We start from the raw sequence: 20,350 nt of genomic DNA, 5'->3' as shown, positions 1-20,350 counted from the left end.
GGTTTGGTGGTGGTCTGCGGGCCGGTGGCCGCACGTGCGTCGCTCACGGTGTTTCTCCGTTCGCTTCTCCGCCCGTGCGGCGGGCGGGTGCGGGTTCGGTGGTGGTCTGCGGGCCGGTGGCCGCACGTGCGTCGCTCACGGCTAGACGTCACCGCCGATCGTGTTCCGCTCGCTGGGCTGGACGTAGACCAGCCCCTCGCCCTCGAAGCGGATCTGGAAGGACTCGCCCGACCCCTCGCCCATGAAGGTCCGGAAGTTCACGCCCGTCTGGAACTCCTGCCGCAGGCCTCCGGTGTGGGCCACGTATGCCCCCGGGTCCACCTGGAGCGGCGTCTGCGGTGTGACGCGCAGCACCACCGCCGGGCCGTCCGACATCAGCGCGGCCGTGCCGGTGCCCTCGACCGTGGTGGTGAACAGGCCGTTGCCCTGGGAGGCGCCGCGCAGCCCGGTGAAGGTGGTGCCGGTGCGCAGGGAGCCGTCGGCGCACAGCAGGTTGCTGGACTCCACATGGAGCTTCTGCCCCTGGAGCGCCACCAGGGCGATGTCGCTCGCGCGGTCGGCGAAGTAGCAGGTGCCCTGCCCTTTCACCTCCATCATCTCCATCTGCTCGCCGGTGAGGCGGCGGGTGACCATGCCGCGCAGGCCCTCGCCGCCGCCGGTGAGCTTCTTGAAGGCCATCTGGCCGTCGTAGGCGACCATCGAGCCGTTCTTGGCCCTGACGGTGTCGCCTGCCAGGTCGACGGCGAGGACCTTGCCGCCTTGGAGTCGGAACTGAGCCACGGTGCGAATCTACCCGGACGCGGGCCTTTGGCGGGAGGCTGCCACAATGGCAGAGCTTGTGCATCCCTTCACAAAGGATCTCCCGTGGACCTCAAGACCGCTTCAGCGCTCCGCCGCCTCCGGCTGATCTCCGCCCCGGAGGCAGTCTCCTTCCTGCTGCTGCTGGTGTGCTCCGTGCTCAAGCGCACGACCGAGTTCAACGCGGTGCCGGTGATGGGCGCCGTCCACGGCGCCCTCTTCGTGCTCTACGTGATCTTCTGGCTGGACGCCTGGAACCGCGCCAGGTGGCCGATGAGCCGCGCCGCGCTCTACTTCGCGCTCTCGGTGCTGCCCGGGGGCGGTTTCTACGCCGACAGGCTGCTGCGCCGCGAGGCCGAGGCGAGCGTGATCGCCGCCCGGGCCCGTGCCGAGCGGGCCGGGCGGGACGAGCGGCCCCGTACGGGGGCGGTGGACGCGTGATCGTCGCCTTCTCGGTCACCCCGCTCGGGGTCGGCGAGGACGTGGGGGAGTACGTCGCCGACGCGGTGCGCGTGGTCCGCGAGTCCGGGCTGCCCAACCGCACCGACGCGATGTTCACCTCGGTCGAGGGCGAGTGGGAGGAGTGCATGGAGGTCGTGCGGCGGGCGGTGGCCGCCGTCGAGGCCCGGGCGCCGCGCGTGTCGCTCGTGCTGAAGGCCGACATCCGCCCCGGTGTCACCGACGGTCTGACCTCCAAGGTCGCCACCGTCGAGCGGCACCTGGGCTGAGCGCCGGCCCTCCCCGCCCGGCCGCCCGGCGGCGACGCCGCCGGGCGGCCCGAGTGCTGAGACGGGGCTGACCACGATATGACCGGCCGGTAAGGTCGTAGCCGTGCCGAAGCCGCTCAGCCTGACGTTCGACCCGATCGCCCGCGCCGACGAACTGTGGAAGCAGCGATGGGGTTCCGTGCCCTCGATGGCCGCGATCACCTCGGTCATGCGCGCGCACCAGATCCTGCTCGCCGAGGTCGACGCCGTCGTCAAGCCCTACGGTCTGACCTTCGCCCGTTACGAGGCGCTGGTGCTGCTGACCTTCTCCAAGGCGGGCGAGCTGCCGATGTCGAAGATCGGCGAGCGGCTGATGGTCCACCCCACCTCCGTGACCAACACCGTCGACCGCCTGGTGAGGTCCGGTCTGGTGGCCAAGCGCCCCAACCCCAACGACGGCCGCGGCACGCTCGCCTCCATCACCGACCGGGGGCGCGAGGTCTGCGAGGCGGCCACCCGCGACCTGATGGCGATGGACTTCGGGCTCGGTGCGTACGACGACGAGGAGTGCGACGAGATCTTCGCGCTGCTCAGGCCGCTGCGTGTGGCCGCGGGTGACTTCAAGGAGGGCTGAGCCGGGCCCCCGCCGGGTCCCGCGGAGCGCCGGTTACGCTCGTGTGCATGAAGAAGAGCGTGCTCACCCGCTACCGGGTGATGGCCTACGTCACCGGTGTCCTGCTGGTCCTGCTGGTCATCGGCATGATCGGCAAGTACCTGCTGGAGACGGACGGCGCCGAGGGCTTCACCTACGTCGTCAGTCTCGCCCACGGCTGGCTGTACGTGCTGTACCTGATCTTCGCCTTCGATCTGGGCTCCAAGGCGAGGTGGAAGTTCGGCAAGCTGGCCTGGGTGCTGCTCGCGGGCACCGTCCCCACCGCCGCGTTCTTCGTCGAGCGGAAGGTGTCGCGCGAGGTCGAGCCGCTGATCGAGGACGACGAGGCCGTCCCGGCCGGGGTCTGAGGGCTCCCGGGAGCCCGGGGCCCCGCGGTCGAGGCCCGCTGGACCGTCCGTGTGCGCCACGCCGCACCGGGCGGTCTTCCATCGACAAATACTTGGACGTCCTAGTAAATTTGTGCGTATGGACGCTGACGCCATCGCAGAGGGCCGCCGCCGCTGGCAGGCCCGGTACGACGCCGCACGCAAGCGGGACGCCGACTTCACCACGCTCTCCGGCGACCCCGTCGAGCCGGTCTACGGCCCCGCGCCCGGCGACACCGTCGAGGGGTTCGAGAGGATCGGCTGGCCCGGGGAGTTCCCCTTCACCCGCGGTCTGTATCCCACCGGCTACCGCGGCCGGACCTGGACCATCCGCCAGTTCGCGGGCTTCGGCAACGCCGAGCAGACCAACGAGCGCTACAAGATGATCCTCGCGGCCGGCGGCGGAGGGCTGTCGGTCGCCTTCGACATGCCCACCCTGATGGGCCGCGACTCCGACGACCCGCGCTCGCTGGGCGAGGTCGGCCACTGCGGTGTCGCCATCGACTCCGCCGCCGACATGGAGGTTCTCTTCCGGGACATCCCGCTGGGCGACGTCACCACCTCGATGACGATCAGCGGCCCGGCCGTACCGGTGTTCTGCATGTACCTGGTGGCCGCCGAGCGGCAGGGCGTGGACCCCGCCGTCCTCAACGGCACGCTCCAGACGGACATCTTCAAGGAGTACATCGCGCAGAAGGAGTGGCTCTTCGAGCCGGAGCCGCACCTGCGCCTGATCGGCGACCTGATGGAGCACTGCGCCCGGGGCATCCCGGCGTACAAGCCGCTGTCGGTCTCCGGCTACCACATCCGCGAGGCCGGCTCGACGGCCGCGCAGGAGCTGGCGTACACCCTCGCCGACGGCTTCGGCTACGTGGAGCTGGGCCTCTCGCGCGGCCTGGACGTGGACGCCTTCGCGCCAGGCCTGTCGTTCTTCTTCGACGCGCACCTGGACTTCTTCGAGGAGATCGCCAAGTTCCGCGCCGCCCGGCGGATCTGGGCGCGCTGGATGCGGGACGTGTACGGCGCGAAGAGCGAGAAGGCGCAGTGGCTGCGCTTCCACACCCAGACCGCGGGCGTCTCGCTCACCGCCCAGCAGCCGTACAACAACGTGGTGCGCACCGCTGTGGAGGCGCTGGCGGCGGTGCTGGGCGGCACCAACTCCCTGCACACCAACGCCCTGGACGAGACCCTCGCCCTGCCCAGCGAGCAGGCCGCGGAGATCGCGCTGCGCACCCAGCAGGTGCTGATGGAGGAGACGGGTGTGGCCAACGTGGCCGACCCGCTGGGCGGTTCCTGGTACATCGAGGCGCTGACCGACCGGATCGAGGCCGACGCCGAGAAGATCTTCGAGCAGATCAGGGAGCGCGGCCGGCGCGCGGTGCCGGACGGCAAGCACCCCATCGGCCCGATCACCTCCGGCATCCTGCGCGGCATCGAGGACGGCTGGTTCACCGGGGAGATCGCCGAGGCCGCCTTCCGCTACCAGCAGTCGCTGGAGAAGGGCGAGAAGAAGGTCGTCGGCGTCAACTGCCACACCGGCTCGGTCACCGGGGACCTGGAGATCCTGCGGGTCAGCCACGAGGTCGAGCGCGAGCAGGTGCGCGTGCTGGCCGACCGCAAGGCAGCGCGCGACGACGCGCGGGTGCGCGCCGCCCTGGACGGGATGCTGGCCGCCGCCCGGGACGGCTCCAACATGATCGAGCCCATGCTGGACGCGGTGCGCGCCGAGGCGACGCTGGGCGAGATCTGCGGGGTGCTGCGCGACGAGTGGGGCGTCTACACCGAGCCCGCCGGTTTCTGAGGCGGTCCGGTACACCGCGGGCCACGCCCCACGCGCCCGGTCCTGTCCGGCTCCCGTCCTTCCGGGACGGGAGCCGGATATCCGGCCTGTCACGGCAGGCCGGAGGCCCGCCGGAGGGCACCAGAGGCCCGTCCGGGGCCGTCTGGGGCCGTCAGGCGTCCACGGGGCCGCCAGAGCCTCCCGGGGCGGGCCCGGCGGGTCCGGCGGCGGAGGGCAGGCCGTGCAGCAGCAGGGCGGTCAGGGCGCGGGCCCACACCGGGGTGACGCTCTCCGCGCTGACCAGTGAGCGGTGGACGACCGCGCCCGCGATCACGTCGAAGATCAGGTCGGCGGCGCGGTCCGCCGCGGCGGCGCCCTCCGGGCCGGGCGGGTCGGGCGGGAGTTCGCCGCGGGCCTGGGCGCGGCGGCGACCCTCGACCACCAGATGCTTCTGGCGCTCCACGATGGCGGCGCGGATACGGGCGCGCAGCGCGTCGTCGCGGGTGGCCTCGGCGACGACGGCCATCAGGGCCGTCTTCGCCTCCGGCCGCTCCAGCAGCGCGGCGAAGGCGAGCACCACGCTCTCGACGTCCGCCCGCAGGCTGCCGAGGTCGGGCAGCTCCAGCTCGTCGAAGAGGACGGCGACGGCGTCCACGACCATCTCGCTCTTGTTCGCCCAGCGGCGGTAGAGGGTGGTTTTGGCCACCCCCGCGCGCAGGGCCACGTCCCCCATGGTCAGTCCGCCCCATCCCAGCTCGACCAGCGCCGAGCGCGTCGCGTCGAGGATCGCGCGGTCGGCCGCGGCGCTGCGCGGCCTGCCCGTGCGTCGAGCGGAATCGGCCATGGGGTGACTGTAGCCGGGGCCATGAGTTACGCTACGGGGCGTATCGAAACGCTGGTTCCGGCACCCCCGGAACGGGCGGCGATCACGCGACAACCACTGGCGCCGGACGGGGACCCGGCGCCGATGTGCGACACGCTGCACGGAACGGTCCGGGAACGGGGGAGACTGGTCACATGCAGCCACGCAACATGTCCATGAGCGGAGTGGTCGACCTCGCCGCGGTGAAGGCGGCCGGGGAGGCCAAGCAGAAGGCCGAGGAGGCCCGTGCCCGGGCCGCACGGCAGCAGGGCGGTGCCGGCGGTGCCGGTGCGGAGGGAGCGGCCGGAGCGGCCGGAGCGGCTCCGGTGTCCCTGGTGATCGACGTCGAGGAGGCGGACTTCGAGCAGGAGGTGCTCCAGCGCTCCGCCGAGGTCCCGGTGGTCATCGACTTCTGGGCCGAGTGGTGCGGTCCGTGCAAGCAGCTCGGGCCGCTGCTGGAGCGGCTGGCCCACGAGTACGCCGGGCGCTTCCTCCTCGCCAAGATCGACGTCGACCGTAACCAGGCGCTCTTCCAGCAGTTCGGGGTGCAGGGCATCCCGGCCGTCTTCGCGGTGGTGGCCGGTCAGGCCCTGCCGCTGTTCCAGGGCGCGGCGCCCGAGCAGCAGGTGCGCGAGGTGCTGGACCAGCTCGTCCAGGTCGCCGAGCAGCGCTTCGGCATCACCGGTATCTCCGTGGAGGGCGGCGAGGACGCCGGGCGGGCCCCGGCCGCGCCAGTCGTTCCGGAGGACCCGGCGCTGGCGGCCGCCCACTCCGCGCTGGACGCGGGGGATCTGGGCGGCGCGGTCCAGGCGTACCGGAACGTGCTCGCCGACGACCCGGCCAACACCGAGGCCAAGCTGGGCCTGGCCCAGGCCGAACTCCTGCAGCGCGTCCAGGGGCTGGACGCGGCCCGGGTGCGCAAGGAGGCGGCCGAGGCGCCCGCCGATGCCCGGGCACAGTTGAGGGCGGCCGACCTCGACCTGGCCGGCGGGCACGTCGAGGACGCCTTCGGGCGGCTGGTGGAGACGGTCCGCCGTACGGCGGGGGACGACCGGGAGGCCGCCCGCGTCCGTCTGCTGGAACTCTTCGAGGTGGTCGGGCACGAGGATCCGAGGGTGGTCGCGGCACGCGGTGCCCTTGCCCGGGTGCTCTTCTGACCTGCCGGTTCCGGTGGTCCGGGACTTATTGACATAACGATCAACAGCGGCCGCGGCTTTACCGAAACTTGGTAATCGCGGCCGCTGTTACTCGTAGTAAGCCGCCTGGGGTGTTCAGTCCCGCAAAGTCCGTTTGATCCGATCGCCCATCGTTTCTTCCGGCAACCCTGGGTGCATGTGTGATCACTTTCGGCGCAACCCCTGTCATCTTCCCGTTACTCGCAAGTAACGAGCCCCTTGTGCCCCGGCCTCTCATGCACCACGATCGGCCACGCTCGGTCCATCGTCCGCAGCCCGGCACACCACATCCGGGCAGAGCCGGACCATGGGTCCCCACCGGGTGGGCCGGCGTCGGTGACGCCGGCCGCGGACAGGGGGGTCTCTGCCGAAGGGCAGGGCCTGTCCGGCAGGTTGCGCGAGAGCGTGGCCAGTGGTTGTCGCTCGGGGGTGATCGCCGGCGCTCCGGAATCAGGTGAGTCCGGGGAACGGCGCTCTCCTTCCCGAGGACGTAGCACTTCTCCCATCCCGTCCGGGTCCGGCCCGGGCCGGAGATGTACGTCCGAGAAGGAGGAAAGTCATGGAGTCTGTGGCTCGTGGCGGGACCAGATGGAAGCGGTTCGCCGTCGTCATGGTCCCCAGCGTCGCCGCCACGGCGGCGGTCGGGGTCGCCCTGGCACAGGGTGCACTCGCCGCGTCGTTCAGCGTTTCCGGTCAGCAGGCGAAGGTCTCGGTTGACCGGCTGGACGGCAAGGGGTTCGTGCAGTACGGCACGATCGACACCGTGCACGGGGGCAAGAAGGTCCCCGTCGCCGTGTCGGCCTTCAAGAGCGCCGAGCTCAGGGGCCTGTGCCAGTCCGTCGTGATCCCCGTTCCGGTCTTCGGCGATGTCTCGGTGAAGCTGAACGCGGGCAACGACGGCAAGGTCGTCGAGGCGAAGAACCTCTACATCGACCTCGACCAGCTCGACGCCGATGCCACGTTCAAGAACATCAACATCGGTGTCTCGGCGAACGACACGAGCAAGGGTCCGGGTCTGAAGGACGGCGACGCCGTGCTTCCGGGCTCCTTCGCCCAGGAGGCCGACGAGGCCCTGCTCACCGACGTCAAGCAGACGTCCTGGGCCACCAGCGCCGGCACCTTCAAGCTCTCCGGCCTTTCGCTGAACGTCGCCAAGGGCAAGAACGAGTGCTTCTGACGCACTGAGCGGAGAGGGGGCGGGGGACCGCCGAGCCGGTCCCCCGCCTCCCCCCCCAGTGCCATCGATCTTTATGGACAGTTCGGCCCTAGGGAGCTGTTTTCTGATGAGTGCCGAGTCGCCGGGAGCGCGTGAACGCATCAGCCACTGGCGGCAGTCGTTCCGCCTGTGGCGCTGGCAGCGCCCCTTCTGGGCGGGACTGCTGACGCTGCTGGGCGGCGTGCCGATCATCTGGATCCCGTACGCCGATCCCAGCCTGAGCCAGCTGTCCTTCCGGCTGGCGACCACCACGGGCTCCGGATCGCTGATCATCGGCGTGCTGCTGTTCGTGCTGGGCCTGACCCTGTGGTTCCAGCCGCACTCCCGGGTGTTCAGCGGAGTCGCCGCCATCCTGCTGGCCCTGGTCTCGCTGGTGGTCTCCAACCTCGGAGGTCTCTTCGTCGGCTTCCTGCTGGCGATGATCGGCGGCGCGATGGCCGTCTCCTGGGTGCAGAGCAAGGAGCGGCCGGCCGATCCCGCGGAGACCGGGGAGGTCCCCGGTGGCCCCGCACCCGAAGAGGCTCCGCAGGAGGTGGGCCTGGCCATCGTCGAGCCGGCTCCCGCCGGGGCGGACGACGGACAGAACGGGGCGCACCGTGACGCCTGAGGAGTTGAACCGGAAGGACCGGGAAGGCCGGGAGGACGCGGCCGCGACCGCGCCGGACCGGCGTACGAGGACCGGGCCGCGCCACGCGGCCCCGAGGAAGCCGCTGCTGACCCGGCTGCACGTTCCCGCGGGCAAGGCGATAGCCCTGGCCGCCATGCCGTCGGCCGTGCTCATGGGCATGGGGCTCACCCCCAAGCTCGCCCTCGCCGAGCCGCTGCCCAAGAACCCCTTCAGGGACGGGCCGTGCGTGACAGCGCCCGACAGGGAGGTGGAGCAGGACAGCGGGCGGAAGGCGGAGAAGGACGAGCCCGGCCGGGACGGCGGGGACGGCCGGGACGGCGGGGCCGGCCGGGACGAGTCCGGCCGGGAGGCGAAGCCGGGCACCACCCCCGCACCGGAGCCCGGCACCACGGCACCCGCCGAGCCCCCGGCCGACGGCGGCACCGGAGGCGGGGAGGAGGGGGGCGCCGGTACGCCGGAACCCGAGCCGAGCCCCTCGGAGTCCGAGAAGCGCAACCCGCTGGACCCGCTGGGCATCGGCGAGGCCATCAAGGACCTGTTCACCCCGGACGACGAGGAGGACGAGAGCGCCGAGGCCGCTGCCGAGCCCTCCGCCTCGCCGAGCCCGTCGCAGTCCGGGGAGCTTGCGGACGGCGGCTCCGACACCCCGGTGAAGGACGCCGTCGAGGGCGCCGCCGACAGCGTCGAGAAGGGCCTGAAGGACACCACCGACCGCGCCGGCGACACGGTGGAGGACACCGTCGGCAAGGCGCGCGAGAAGGCCGAGGAACCGGCGGACGAGGCGACCGTCCCGGGTGCGGACGCCTCGGGCAAGGAGCCCTTCCCCTGCCCGACCTACGACGCCGAGGCGCTGGCCGACGCCGAGGAGGAGCAGACCGAGGCGGTGCTGCCCAACGCCCCGTGGCTGCTGGAGACCAGCCTGCTCGCCCTCCACGGCCTGGACTACCACGGCATCGTCAAGGTCCGTACCCACAATGGCACGGTCAAGAACGTCCTGAAGTTCACCGCCCGCTCGGTGGACATCCGGGACCTGCACCAGCTGGTGGAGGGCCCCGGCGGCAGCACCGCGCACGTCAAGGCCGCCAAGGGCAGCACCTCCACCATCCGCAACGGCACGGTGACGATGTACACCGAGGAGCTGAAGGGCAAGCTCTTCGGGCTCATCCCGATCACCTTCAGCCCCGAGTCGCCGCCGCCGCTGAACATCCCCGAGGTGTTCTTCACGGACGTGTCGGTCAGGCAGGCCGGCCAGTTCGGCGGAGACCTGCACATCCCGGGCATGAACCTCTACAACGAGAACTGACGCCCGCGGCGAACGGCGGCGGCCCGCGCACCCCCCGGAGGTGCGCGGGCCGCCGCCGTTCATCGCGCCGCGGAGGAAGGGCCGGGAGGCCGGCCGGTCAGCGCTGTTCGCTGCCCAGGTGGTGCACCAGCACCATGTTGGTGGTGCCGGGGATGCCCGGAGGCGAGCCGGCCGTCATGATCATGGTGTCGCCGGTGCTGTACCGCTGGAGCTTGAGCAGTTCGGCGTCGACCAGGTCCACCATGTCGTCGGTGTGGTCCACATGCGGCACCACGAAGGACTCCACGCCCCAGCTCAGCGTGAGCCGGCAGGCGGTGGAGGGCTCGGTGGTGAAGGCCAGGATCGGCTGGGCGGCCCGGTAGCGGGAGAGCCGCCGGGCGGTGTCGCCGGACTTGGTGAAGGCGACCAGCGCCTTGCCGTTGAGGAAGTCCGCCATCTCGCAGGCCGCACGGGCCACCGAACCGCCCTGGGTGCGCGGCTTCTTGCCGGGCACCAGCGGCTGGAGGCCGCGCGAGAGCAGCTCCTCCTCGGCGGCCTGGACGATCTTCGACATCGTCTTGACCGTCTCGATCGGGTACTGGCCCACCGAGGACTCCGCCGAGAGCATCACCGCGTCCGCGCCGTCCAGGATCGCGTTGGCCACGTCGGAGGCCTCCGCGCGGGTGGGCCGGGAGTTGGTGATCATCGACTCCATCATCTGGGTCGCCACGATCACCGGCTTGGCGTTGCGGCGGCACATCTCGATCAGCCGCTTCTGCACCATCGGCACCTTCTCCAGCGGGTACTCCACCGCCAGGTCGCCGCGGGCCACCATCACGCCGTCGAACGCGAGGACCACGGCCTCCATGTTCTCCACCGCCTGCGGCTTCTCCACCTTGGCGATCACCGGGACCCGGCGGCCCACCTCGTCCATCACCCGGTGGACGTCGCGGACGTCGGCGGCGTCGCGCACGAAGGACAGCGCCACCATGTCGCAGCCCATCTCCAGCGCGAACCTCAGGTCCTCGACGTCCTTGTCCGACAGGGCCGGGACGTTGACCGCCACACCGGGCAGGTTGATGCCCTTGTGGTCGGAGATCACACCGCCCTCGATGACGATGCAGCGCACCCGGGAGCCGTCCACGTCGATCACCTGGAGGGCGACGTTGCCGTCGTTGATCAGAACCGTCTCGCCCTTGGAGACGTCGCCCGGCAGGCCCTTGTAGGTGGTGCCGCAGATGGTGCGGTCGCCGGGGACGTCCTCGGTGGTGATGGTGAACTCGTCACCGCGCACCAGCTCGACGGGACCGTCGGCGAAGGTCTCCAGACGGATCTTGGGGCCCTGGAGGTCGGCGAGCACACCGATCGCGCGCCCGGTCTCCTGGGAGGCCTTGCGCAGACGGTGGTAGCGCTCCTCGTGTTCGGCGTGGCTGCCATGGCTCATGTTGAAGCGGGCCACGTTCATGCCGGCCTCGATCAGTGTCTTGAGCTGATCGTAGGAGTCCACGGCGGGGCCCAGGGTGCAGACGATTTTGGAACGGCGCATGGGGCGATCCTATCTTTTGTTCAGCGGCGGAACGTTCCCGGCGGTGAGCCGGCTCACTTCCGTTCCATCGTGCCGCCGCCCACCAGCGCATATGTCTGGCCGGCGATCTCCAGCTCCTCGTCGGTGGGCACCACGGCCACCGCCACCCGTGCGGTGGGCGGGGACACCAGCCGGGGCCCGCCGCCGTGCGCGGCGTTCAGCTCCGCGTCCACGGCCAGGCCCAGGCCCTCCAGCCCGTCGACGGCGGCCTGCCGCACCGGTGCGGCGTTCTCGCCGACCCCGGCGGTGAAGGCCACCGCGTCCACCCGGCCGAGCACCGCGCAGTAGGCGCCGATGTACTTCTTCAGCCGGTGGACGTAGACGTCGAAGGCCAGTCTCGCCGACTCCGCGTCCGGCCCCTCGCCCGCCATCCGGCGCAGGACCTCCCGCATGTCGTTGTCCCCGCACAGGCCCAGCAGGCCGCTGCGCTTGTTCAGCAGGACGTCGATCTCGTCGACCGACATCCCGGCGACCCGTGCCAGATGGAAGACCACCGCCGGGTCGACATCACCCGAACGGGTGCCCATCACCAGGCCCTCCAGCGGGGTGAGCCCCATGGATGTGTCCACGCACCGCCCGCCGCGCACCGCCGAGGCCGACGAGCCGTTGCCCAGGTGCAGCACGATGACGTTCACCTCGGACGGATCCCGGCCCAGCAGCTCGGCCGCCCTGCGCGAGACGTACGCGTGCGAGGTGCCGTGGAAGCCGTAGCGGCGCACCCGGTGGGCGTCGGCGACGGCGGTGTCGATGGCGTACCGGGCGGCGTACTCCGGCATCGTCGTGTGGAACGCGGTGTCGAAGACCGCCACCTGCGGCAGATGCGGCGCCAGCGCCATGGCCGTGCGGATGCCCGCCAGGTTGGCCGGGTTGTGCAGCGGCGCGACGGGCACCAGGCGCTCGATCTCGGCCAGCACCGCGTCGTCGATCACGGTCGGCTCGGTGAAGCGGCGCCCGCCGTGCACCACCCGGTGGCCGATGGCGGCCAGTTCGGGGGAGTCCAGCCCCAGCCCGTCGCGGGCCAGTTCGCCGGCGACCGCCTCCAGTGCCGCCTGGTGGTCGGGCACCGGCTCCTCGCGCTCGCGCCGCGGGCCGCCGGCCGGGGCGTGGCGCAGGTACGAGGTGCGCTCGCCGATCCGCTCGACCAGGCCGGCGGCCGGGCGGGAGCCGTCGGCCATGTCCAGGAGCTGGTACTTCACCGACGAGGAACCGGTGTTCAGGACGAGGACGCGGGTGCCTCTCACTCGTTCGCAGCCTTCCCCTCGGGGCCGGTCGGTCCGGTGGACCGCGCGGACCCGGTGGATTGGGTGGGTTCGGTGGGCTCAGCGGGTTCGGTGGGTTCGGTGGGTTGCGCCGGGCCGGCCACCGCGCCCGCGGCACGCCGGCTGTGCTGGGCCTGGATCGCGGTGATCGCCACGGTGGTGACGATGTCCTGCACCAGCGCGCCGCGCGAGAGGTCGTTGACCGGCTTGCGCAGACCCTGCAGGACCGGGCCGACGGCCACCGCGCCGGCCGAGCGCTGGACGGCCTTGTAGGTGTTGTTGCCGGTGTTCAGGTCCGGGAAGACCAGCACGGTGGCCCGCCCCGCGACCTTCGACTCCGGCAGTTTGGTCGCCGCCACCGACGGCTCCACCGCCGCGTCGTACTGGATCGGCCCCTCCACCAGCAGGTCCGGGCGGCGCTCGCGCACCAGTTCCGTCGCCCGCCGCACCTTGTCCACGTCCGCGCCGGAGCCGGAGGTGCCGGTGGAGTACGACAGCATCGCGATCCGCGGGTCCACGCCGAACCGGGCGGCGGTGGCGGCGGACTGGACGGCGATGTCGGCGAGCTGCTCGGCGTCCGGGTCGGGGTTGACCGCGCAGTCGCCGTAGACCAGTACCTTCTCGGCCAGGCACATGAAGAACACCGAGGAGACGATTCCGGCGTCCGGCTCGGTGCGGATGATCTCGAAGGCCGGCCGCAGCGTCGCCGCCGTCGAGTGGGCCGCGCCCGAGACCATGCCGTCGGCCAGCCCCTCCTGGACCATCAGGGTGCCGAAGTAGGAGACGTCGGCCACCTGGTCGTAGGCCAGTTCGTGGGTGACGCCCCGGTGGGCGCGCAGCTTCGCGTACAGCTCGGCGAAGCGCTCGCGCAGCGGCGAGGTGTACGGGTCCACGGCGCGGGCGGAGGCGCCCGTCCCCTCGGGCAGTTCCTCGGGCCCCAGCAGCCCCAGGTCGATGCCCAGTTCGGCGGTGCGCTTGCGGATCTCGGTCTCGTCGCCCAGCAGGGTCAGATCGCACACGCCCCGGCGCAGCAGCACCTCGGCCGCCCGCAGCACCCGCTCCTCGGTGCCCTCCGGCAGGACGACATGGCGGCGGTCGGACCGCGCCCGCTCGATCAGCTCGTGCTCGAACATCATCGGGGTGACCCGGTCGCCGCGGACCACCGAGAGCAGTTCGGTGAGCCGGGCGGTGTCCACATGGCCCTCGAAGAGGCCCAGGGCGATCTCCGCCTTGCGCGGGTTGGCCGTGGTCAGCCGGCCCTCCAGGGACATCAGCTCGCCGGCGGTGGAGAACGACCCGCCGGGCACCGACAGCACCGGAGTGCCCGGGGAGAGCCGGGCGGCCAGCGCCATCGTCTCCTCGCCGGGCTCCTGCCCGACGGTCAGCAGCACCCCGGCGATGGCGGGGGAGCCCGCGGAGTGGGCGGCCAGCGCGCCGACGACCAGGTCCGCGCGGTCGCCGGGGGTGAGGACCAGGCATCCCTCGGTGAGGGCGGGCAGGAAGGTCGGCAGCGTGGCGCCGCCGAAGACGAAGCCGCGCACATCGCGGGCGAGCCCGGCCGGATCCCCCTGGAGCACCTTCGCCCCCAGCGCCTGGGCGACCTGGACGACGGTCGGCGCGGCCAGCGCGGGGTCCTCGGGCAGGGCGTACACCGGCACCGGCAGGTTCCCGTCCAGACCGACGGCGCCGACCGCCGCGCCGTCCGCGACCCGGTTGGCGATCATCGCGAGGACCTCGCAGCCCAGCGAGGCGTACGCGTGGTAGGCGTTGCGGATCTCGGAGGTCAGGGAGTCGGTGTCCTGGCCGGTGCCGGCCACCACCGGCAGCACCGGGGCGCCGAACTCGTTGGCCAGCCGGGCGTTGAGCGCCAGCTCGGCGGGCAGGCCGGTGTCGGCGAAGTCGGTGCCCAGGACGAGTACGGCCTCGTAGCCGCGGGCGACGGTGTGGAAACGGTCGACCAGCCGGGACACCAGTTCGTCGGTGCCCCGGTCGGCCAGGACGGCCACGGCCTCGTCGTAGCCGAGCCCGACCACGGTCCCGGCGGGCTGGGAGAGCCGGTAGCGGCTGCGCAGCAGGTCGTAGATGGGGTCGGGGCCGTCGTGGGCGAGCGGGCGGAAGACACCGACCCGGCCGGTCCGCCGGGACAGGAGTTCCATGACTCCCAGCTCCACGACCTGGCGGCCGTCCCCGCGACCGATACCGGTCACGTACACGCTGCGCGTCACGTGTGCTCTCCCTGCTCGTCGCGCCCGGGCCCTTACCGGCCCGGCTCTTCCCGTCGGGTACCCGGGCACGCCGTGGCGGAAAAGTGCCGGAGGGCCGAAGAGGCCGCGGGGGACCGCGGAGATCCGGCGGGGACCCCGCCGGAGGCCGCGAGAACCCGCCAGAACCCGCGGAAACCAGCCGGGACCAGCCGGACCAGCCCTGGAAGAACCCGTTCGGGCACTTGTTCCTCTGACTGACCTCGACCCTACCGCCGTGCCCGTCGATGCCGTGTGCCGGTCGTGTCTCGAACGGTATGTGAGACGGAAGGCGGGAATGCGTTCAGGGCGTGAAACAATCGCGGCGGCGCACCCCCGAACCAGCAGCGAGCAGGAGAAGCGATCCCCATGCGCATCGGAGTCCTCACCGCAGGCGGCGACTGCCCCGGTCTGAACGCCGTGATCCGTTCGGTCGTGCACCGCGCCGTGGTCGACCGGCACGACGAAGTCATCGGCTTCGAAGACGGCTTCAAGGGCCTGCTCGACGGCCGCTACCGCGAACTCGACATCGACTCCGTCTCCGGCATCCTCGCCAGGGGCGGCACCATCCTGGGCTCGGCCCGGCTGGAACGCGACCGGCTGCGGGAGGCGTGCCAGAACTCCGAGGAGCTGCTGGGCAGGCTCGGCCTCGACGCGCTCATCCCGATCGGCGGCGAGGGCACCCTCACCGCCGCCCGGATGCTCGCCGACGCCGGGCTCCCGGTGGTGGGCGTGCCCAAGACGATCGACAACGACATCTCCGCCACCGACCGCACCTTCGGCTTCGACACGGCCGTCACCGTGGCCACCGAGGCCATCGACCGGCTGAAGACGACGGCCGAGTCCCACCAGCGGGTGATGGTCGTCGAGGTCATGGGACGCCACGCGGGCTGGATCGCGCTGGAGGCCGGGATGGCCGGCGGCGCCCACGGCATCTGCGTGCCCGAGCGGCCCTTCCAGATCGACGACCTGTGCAAGATGATCGAGGAGCGCTTCGCGCGCGGCAAGAAGTTCGCGGTCGTCTGCGTCGCCGAGGGCGCTCGTCCGGCCGAGGGCTCGATGCCCTACGAGAAGGGGCAGATCGACCAGTACGGGCACGAGCGCTTCACCGGCATCGGCAACCGGCTCGCCATCGAGCTGGAGCACCGCCTGGGCAAGGAGGCCCGCCCGGTCATCCTCGGCCATGTGCAGCGCGGCGGCACCCCCACCGCGTACGACCGCGTGCTGGCCACCCGCTTCGGCTGGCATGCCGTGGAGGCGGCGCACCGCGGCGACTTCGGCATGATGACGGCCCTGCGCGGCACCGAGATCGTCATGGCGCCGCTGGCGGACGCGGTCACCGAGCTGAAGACGGTGCCGCAGGACCGGATGGACGAGACCGAGGCCGTCTTCTGACCGGTGGGACCGGGGGACCGGTGGGACCGGAGCCGATCCCACCGCCGTATTCGCACCGCCGTCCTCGCCGCCGCGCCCGTCGCGTGCCCCCTCGGCCGGGGCCGCGCGACGGGCGCGGCGCCCACCGCGGCGGCGTACGGCTCAGGCCGGGACGAGCCAGATCGTCGCCAGCGGCGGCAGCGTCGGCGCGATGCCGGCCGGGCGGCCGTGCGCCGGGGCCGCGTCCGCCTTCAGCGGCCCGGGGTTGCCCACGCCGCTCCCGCCGTACCGCGCCGTGTCGGTGTTGAGGACCTCCCGCCAGGCGGGGAACCCCTCGGGGGCACCGATCGGGTACTCGTGCCGGACGACGGGGGAGAAGTTGGAGACGGCGATCAGCGGCGATCCGTCGGCGGCGTACCGCAGGAACGCGAGGACGTTGTCGTCGGCCGCGCCTCCCTCGATCCAGGAGAAGCCGGCCGGATCGGTGTCCAGCTCCCACAGGGCGGGCGTGGCGGTGTAGACGCGGTTGAGGTCGCGGACCAGATCCCGCACCCCCTGGTGGTCGCCGGCGGCCGAGTACGCCGGGTCCAGCAGCCACCAGTCCGGCCCGTGCGCCTCCGACCACTCCGCGCCCTGGGCGAACTCCTGTCCCATGAAGAGCAGTTGCTTGCCCGGGTGGGACCACATGAAGCCCAGGTACGCCCGGTGGTCGGCCCGCTGCTGCCACCAGTCGCCCGGCATCTTCGACACCAGCGACCGCTTGCCGTGCACCACCTCGTCGTGGGAGATGGGCAGGATGTAGTTCTCCGAGTAGGCGTACACCATCGAGAACGTCATCTCGTTGTGGTGGTACTTGCGGTGGACCGGCTCCCTGACCATGTACTCCAGGGAGTCGTGCATCCACCCCATGTTCCACTTGAAGCCGAAGCCCAGCCCGCCGAAGCCGCCCGGCCCGGTGTGGTGGGTGGCGCGGGTGACGCCGTCCCAGGCGGTGGACTCCTCGGCGGCGGTGATCACGCCGGGGCAGCGCCGGTAGACGGTGGCGTTCATCTCCTGCAGGAAGGCCACCGCGTCCAGGTTCTCCCGGCCGCCGTACACGTTGGGGGTCCACTGGCCGGACTCGCGCGAGTAGTCCAGGTAGAGCATCGAGGCGACGGCGTCCACGCGCAGGCCGTCGATGTGGAACTCCTCGCACCAGTAGACGGCGTTGGCGACCAGGAAGTTGCGGACCTCGGTGCGGCCGAAGTTGAACTCCAGCGTCCCCCAGTCCGGGTGCTCGGCGCGGGCCGGGTCGGAGTGCTCGTACAGTGCGGTGCCGTCGAAGCGGGCCAGCGCCCACTCGTCCTTGGGGAAGTGCGCGGGCACCCAGTCCATCAGCACCCCGATGCCCTCCTGGTGGAGGCGGTCGACCAGGTACCGGAAGTCGTCGGGGGTGCCCATGCGCGCGGTGGGCGCGTAGAAGCCGGTGACCTGGTAGCCCCAGGAGCCGCCGAAGGGGTGCTCGGCGACGGGCATCAGCTCCACATGGGTGAAGCCCAGGTCCTTCACGTACGCCGGAAGCTGCTCGGCCAGTTCGCGGTAGGTCAGCCCGGGGCGCCAGGAGGGCAGGTGCACCTCGTAGACGGACAGGGGCGCCTGGTGGGGCGCGCGTTCGGCGCGGCGCGCCAGCCACTCCTCGTCGTGCCAGGTGTACGCCGACTCCTCCACGATCGAGGCGGTCGCCGGCGGGGTCTCGGTGCGGCGGGCCATCGGGTCGGCGCGCAGGGTGTGGGAGCCGTCCGGACGGGTGATGTCGAACTTGTACAGCGCGCCCGCGCCGACCCCGGGCAGGAACAGCTCCCACACACCGCTGCCGCCCAGCGAGCGCATGGGGGCGGCCGTGGCGTCCCAGCAGTTGAAGTCCCCGGCGACCCGCACCCCCAGGGCGTTGGGCGCCCAGACGGTGAAACGGGTGCCGGCCACCCCGTCGACGGTCATGGGACGCGCGCCCAGCGCCCGCCACAGCTCCTCGTGGCGGCCCTCGCCGATCAGGTGCAGGTCCAGCTCGCCGATCGAGGGCAGGAAGCGGTACGGGTCCTCGGTCTCCAGCTCGTCCTCGCCGGGTTCCTCCCCGTAGCGCACCAGCAGCCGGTAGGAGGGCATCGAGGGCTCGGCGGCCAACGGGAGCACACCGGAGAACAGCCCGTCCCCGTCGTCGTGCAGCTCGGCCCGCACGCCCCCGGTCAGGACGGCGACACAGCGGGCGTAGGGCCGCAGCACCCGGAACAGCACCCCGCCTGGCACCCGGTGTGCGCCGAGCACCGTGTGCGGGTCGTGGTGGGAGCCGTGCAGCAGGCGCTGCCGCTCGCCGGGGTCGAGCGCGGCGGCGCGCCCGACGCCCTGCCCGGCCGGGGCGTCGTCGCTCCGGCGCGGTGCGGGCGGGCGGGCGCCGGGCCAGTTGGGGGCATGGTCCTTCAGCGGCTCGTCCTGGCGCAGGGCCACGGGCTCGGACGCCGCCGTCTTCCCGGCGGCGGCCTTCCCGGTCACCGCCTTCTTCCCGGCCACGGTCTTCTTCCCGGCCACGGTCTTCTTCGTGGCGGCCTTCGTGGCGGTCTTCTTCGCCACCGCCTTCTTCGCCACGACCTTCTCGGTCGCGGTCCTCTTGGCGGCCGTCCGTTTCGCGGCGGTCTTCCCGCCGGACCCGGACACCGTCTTCTTCGCGGCGGTCTTCTTCCCCGCGGTCTTCTTCGCGGCGGCCTTCCCCCCGGCGGGGTCCGCGGCGCCGGCCGGGTCCTTCGGGCCGGCGGCTCCCGGGGAGGCGGCCGGGGCGGCGTCCTCGTCCCGGCCGCCGGTGCGGACGGGCCGCGGGGAGGTTTCGGAGAACGGTCGGCTGTCGGGACGGGGGGTCACGGAAGGGGCCTCCTGTGCACGGAATCGTTCAGGTGTCCGCGAGCCGCTGGACGGCGGACATCGGGATGGCGAGCCAGGCGGGACGGTGCCTGGCCTCGTAGAGCACTTCGTAGACGGCCTTGTCCGTCTCGTACGCGCGCAGCAGGACGTCCTCGTCGCGCGGGTCGGAGCCGGAGGCGTCGGCGTAGCCGGAGCAGTAGGCGTCACGATTCTTCTCGGACCACTCGCGGGCCCACCCGGTCTCGCCGGGGGAGGACCGGGCGTGCTGGCACGCCGCGTAGTCGAAGGAGCGCAGTATGCCCGCGATGTCCCGCACCACCGGCTGGGGGCGGCGGCGTTCGGCGATGGGACGGGCGGGCTCGCCCTCGAAGTCGATGACCGACCAGCGGCCGTCGTCCCCCGCGCACAGCGCCTGGCCCAGATGGAGGTCGCCGTGGATGCGCTGGGCGGACCAGGAGCGCCCGCCGCGGCCGAGTCCGGCGACGGCGTCGAACACGGTGTGCAGCTTCCCCCGGTAGGGGCGCAGGGCGGGTACGGCGGCGGCCGCGGCCTCCAGCCGCTCGTTCATGCCGGAGGCGATGAACTCCAGCTGGCGGCGGCCCAGCGCCGTCACCGGCAGCGCCTGCGCCAGCGTGGTGTGCACCTCGGCGATCGCCCGGCCCAGCGCACGCGCGGAGCCGGAGAAGTCGCCGTGCGACGCCAGCGATCCCAGCGCGAGCTGCCAGCCGTCGCTGGTGCCGGGCAGGAAGGGCTGGAGCACGCCCAGCGTCATCGGTTCCCCCGCCTCACCGCCCTCGCCGGGGCGTTCGCCGGTGCGCGCCTCGAACCAGGCGGCCGGCGCGGGCACCCGGTCCGACCCGGCCCGTGCCAGGGCGAGCGGCAGCTCCAGATCGGGGTTGACGCCGGGGCTGACCCGGCGGAACAGCTTGAGGATGTGGCTGTCGCCGTAGACCACCGAGGAGTTCGACTGCTCCACGCTCAGCGGCCTGGGCGGCAGCCCCTGCGGGATCGTGGTGCCGCGCTCCCGCTGGAAGAGCAGCGGTCCCAGCCGGCCGGGGGAGCGCAGCCGCTCCAGCAGTACGGCGGCCAGCCGGGGATCGTGCAGGGCCTCGTACACCGTGCGGCCGGCCAGCGGCCCGCCGGCGGGGTGCCCGATCAGGGACCCGGCCAGCGGCGGCGGCAGGGCGTCGCGCACGCCCAGCAGCAGCTGGTAGCAGTCGGCGGGAACCGGATGGGTCTGCTCCGGCCCGCCGGGCTGGCGGGCCCGCACCAGCAGGTGCAGCAGACCCGGCGCGGCGCCGCTCGTGCACGGCAGCAGCTCGGTGGCGGCGACGAGGGCGAATCCGCTGACGGGCCGCCCCTTTCCGGCGAACCAGCGTTGCCGCGGAAGCCATTCGGTGAGCAGTGGCGTGAGCGAACGCAGCAGCGCCGCGCCCTCCGGCTCGCGCGTGGCGACGACGGCGGCGCGCGGCGAGGAGCTGTCCGACATGGCGTCCTTTCCCCGGGCACACGAAAGG

The 20,350-nt window shown here is 72.3% G+C and carries 17 protein-coding genes; 10 read left to right on the top strand and 7 right to left on the bottom strand.

The annotated features are described in order from the left end of the window. Positions 1 to 141 precede the first annotated feature (141 nt). On the bottom strand, positions 142 to 780 hold the full coding sequence (locus BM237_RS03280; RefSeq protein WP_093847619.1) for an AIM24 family protein: 639 nt from the start codon (positions 778 to 780) through the stop codon (positions 142 to 144). 84 nt (positions 781 to 864) lie between these two features. Here BM237_RS03280 and BM237_RS03275 point away from each other — a divergent pair, with 84 nt between their 5' ends. The 5 genes from BM237_RS03275 to icmA all read left to right on the top strand — a co-directional run bounded on the left by BM237_RS03275 (position 865) and on the right by icmA (position 4,344). Further along, positions 865 to 1,239 carry a DUF3817 domain-containing protein gene (locus tag BM237_RS03275; RefSeq protein WP_093847617.1) on the top strand — a complete coding sequence of 125 codons (375 nt, stop codon included), beginning with the start codon at positions 865 to 867 and terminating at the stop codon, positions 1,237 to 1,239. Further along, positions 1,236 to 1,526, top strand: coding sequence for an MTH1187 family thiamine-binding protein (locus BM237_RS03270; RefSeq protein ID WP_093847615.1), 291 nt, complete (start codon positions 1,236 to 1,238; stop codon positions 1,524 to 1,526). The genes BM237_RS03275 and BM237_RS03270 overlap by 4 nt, the downstream gene beginning before the upstream one ends. 103 nt (positions 1,527 to 1,629) lie before the next feature. Then, positions 1,630 to 2,139 carry a MarR family winged helix-turn-helix transcriptional regulator gene (locus BM237_RS03265; RefSeq protein WP_093847613.1) on the top strand — a complete coding sequence of 170 codons (510 nt, stop codon included), beginning with the start codon at positions 1,630 to 1,632 and terminating at the stop codon, positions 2,137 to 2,139. A gap of 47 nt (positions 2,140 to 2,186) precedes the next feature. After that, the gene (locus BM237_RS03260; protein WP_093847611.1) at positions 2,187 to 2,525 is read left to right on the top strand and encodes a DUF3817 domain-containing protein; all 339 of its coding nucleotides are present in this window, start codon (positions 2,187 to 2,189) and stop codon (positions 2,523 to 2,525) included. Positions 2,526 to 2,643: 118 nt separating this feature from the next. Next, positions 2,644 to 4,344, top strand: coding sequence for a coenzyme B12-dependent isobutyryl-CoA mutase large subunit (icmA, locus tag BM237_RS03255; protein WP_093847609.1), 1,701 nt, complete (start codon positions 2,644 to 2,646; stop codon positions 4,342 to 4,344). A 151-nt stretch (positions 4,345 to 4,495) separates the two neighbouring features. Here icmA and BM237_RS03250 read toward each other — a convergent pair whose 3' ends face one another. Further along, positions 4,496 to 5,167, bottom strand: a complete 672-nt coding sequence (locus tag BM237_RS03250; RefSeq protein WP_093847607.1) for a TetR/AcrR family transcriptional regulator — start codon at positions 5,165 to 5,167, stop codon at positions 4,496 to 4,498. A 173-nt stretch (positions 5,168 to 5,340) separates the two neighbouring features. Between BM237_RS03250 and BM237_RS03245 the strand changes: the two genes are divergently transcribed. From BM237_RS03245 to BM237_RS03225, 4 genes are all read left to right on the top strand, one after another. Then, positions 5,341 to 6,342 (top strand): tetratricopeptide repeat protein, encoded by a 1,002-nt coding sequence (locus tag BM237_RS03245; RefSeq protein WP_093847605.1) that lies wholly within the window; start codon positions 5,341 to 5,343, stop codon positions 6,340 to 6,342. A 577-nt stretch (positions 6,343 to 6,919) separates the two neighbouring features. After that, a complete protein-coding gene (locus BM237_RS03235) occupies positions 6,920 to 7,537 on the top strand; it encodes a DUF6230 family protein (RefSeq protein WP_093847603.1) in 618 nt (205 codons plus the stop codon). A gap of 106 nt (positions 7,538 to 7,643) precedes the next feature. Next, a complete protein-coding gene (locus BM237_RS03230) occupies positions 7,644 to 8,183 on the top strand; it encodes a DUF6114 domain-containing protein (RefSeq protein ID WP_093847601.1) in 540 nt (179 codons plus the stop codon). A 4-nt stretch (positions 8,184 to 8,187) separates the two neighbouring features. After that, complete coding sequence (locus BM237_RS03225; protein ID WP_093848077.1) at positions 8,188 to 9,507, top strand: hypothetical protein; 1,320 nt, start codon at positions 8,188 to 8,190, stop codon at positions 9,505 to 9,507. A 97-nt stretch (positions 9,508 to 9,604) separates the two neighbouring features. Here BM237_RS03225 and pyk read toward each other — a convergent pair whose 3' ends face one another. The 3 genes from pyk to pta are packed head-to-tail and all read right to left on the bottom strand — an operon-like array spanning position 9,605 to position 14,555. After that, positions 9,605 to 11,032 (bottom strand): pyruvate kinase, encoded by a 1,428-nt coding sequence (gene pyk, locus BM237_RS03220; RefSeq protein WP_093847599.1) that lies wholly within the window; start codon positions 11,030 to 11,032, stop codon positions 9,605 to 9,607. A gap of 53 nt (positions 11,033 to 11,085) precedes the next feature. Then, the gene (locus tag BM237_RS03215) at positions 11,086 to 12,312 is read right to left on the bottom strand and encodes an acetate kinase (protein WP_093847597.1); all 1,227 of its coding nucleotides are present in this window, start codon (positions 12,310 to 12,312) and stop codon (positions 11,086 to 11,088) included. Then, positions 12,309 to 14,555, bottom strand: coding sequence for a phosphate acetyltransferase (pta, locus tag BM237_RS03210; RefSeq protein ID WP_093847595.1), 2,247 nt, complete (start codon positions 14,553 to 14,555; stop codon positions 12,309 to 12,311). The genes BM237_RS03215 and pta overlap by 4 nt, the downstream gene beginning before the upstream one ends. A 384-nt stretch (positions 14,556 to 14,939) precedes the next feature. On the opposite strand from pta, the gene BM237_RS03205 reads away from it, so the two are divergent. Then, positions 14,940 to 15,965, top strand: a complete 1,026-nt coding sequence (locus tag BM237_RS03205; protein ID WP_093847593.1) for an ATP-dependent 6-phosphofructokinase — start codon at positions 14,940 to 14,942, stop codon at positions 15,963 to 15,965. Between the two features lie 141 nt (positions 15,966 to 16,106). On the opposite strand, the gene glgB is transcribed toward BM237_RS03205, so the two are convergent. Together glgB and BM237_RS03195 are read right to left on the bottom strand one after the other, a co-directional pair. Further along, on the bottom strand, positions 16,107 to 18,833 hold the full coding sequence (gene glgB, locus BM237_RS03200; protein WP_175540865.1) for a 1,4-alpha-glucan branching enzyme: 2,727 nt from the start codon (positions 18,831 to 18,833) through the stop codon (positions 16,107 to 16,109). 28 nt (positions 18,834 to 18,861) lie between these two features. Beyond that, on the bottom strand, positions 18,862 to 20,322 hold the full coding sequence (locus tag BM237_RS03195) for a maltokinase N-terminal cap-like domain-containing protein (RefSeq protein WP_175540870.1): 1,461 nt from the start codon (positions 20,320 to 20,322) through the stop codon (positions 18,862 to 18,864). Positions 20,323 to 20,350: the final 28 nt, after the last annotated feature.

This window comes from Streptomyces mangrovi (assembly GCF_900114215.1).
GTDB lineage: Bacteria > Actinomycetota > Actinomycetes > Streptomycetales > Streptomycetaceae > Streptomyces > Streptomyces barkulensis.
This window is presented reverse-complemented; position numbering and strand designations above follow the sequence as displayed.

Bases quoted from the DNA above. Each gene is read 5' to 3' on its own strand.
- BM237_RS03205 (WP_093847593.1), top strand. From the start codon at position 14,940: ATGCGCATCGGAGTCCTCACCGCAGGCGGCGACTGCCCCGGTCTGAAC.
- icmA (WP_093847609.1), top strand. From the start codon at position 2,644: ATGGACGCTGACGCCATCGCAGAGGGCCGCCGCCGCTGGCAGGCCCGG.
- BM237_RS03195 (WP_175540870.1), bottom strand. From the start codon at position 20,322: ATGTCGGACAGCTCCTCGCCGCGCGCCGCCGTCGTCGCCACGCGCGAG.
- BM237_RS03230 (WP_093847601.1), top strand. From the start codon at position 7,644: ATGAGTGCCGAGTCGCCGGGAGCGCGTGAACGCATCAGCCACTGGCGG.
- BM237_RS03235 (WP_093847603.1), top strand. From the start codon at position 6,920: ATGGAGTCTGTGGCTCGTGGCGGGACCAGATGGAAGCGGTTCGCCGTC.
- BM237_RS03245 (WP_093847605.1), top strand. From the start codon at position 5,341: ATGCAGCCACGCAACATGTCCATGAGCGGAGTGGTCGACCTCGCCGCG.
- BM237_RS03250 (WP_093847607.1), bottom strand. From the start codon at position 5,167: ATGGCCGATTCCGCTCGACGCACGGGCAGGCCGCGCAGCGCCGCGGCC.
- BM237_RS03260 (WP_093847611.1), top strand. From the start codon at position 2,187: ATGAAGAAGAGCGTGCTCACCCGCTACCGGGTGATGGCCTACGTCACC.
- pyk (WP_093847599.1), bottom strand. From the start codon at position 11,032: ATGCGCCGTTCCAAAATCGTCTGCACCCTGGGCCCCGCCGTGGACTCC.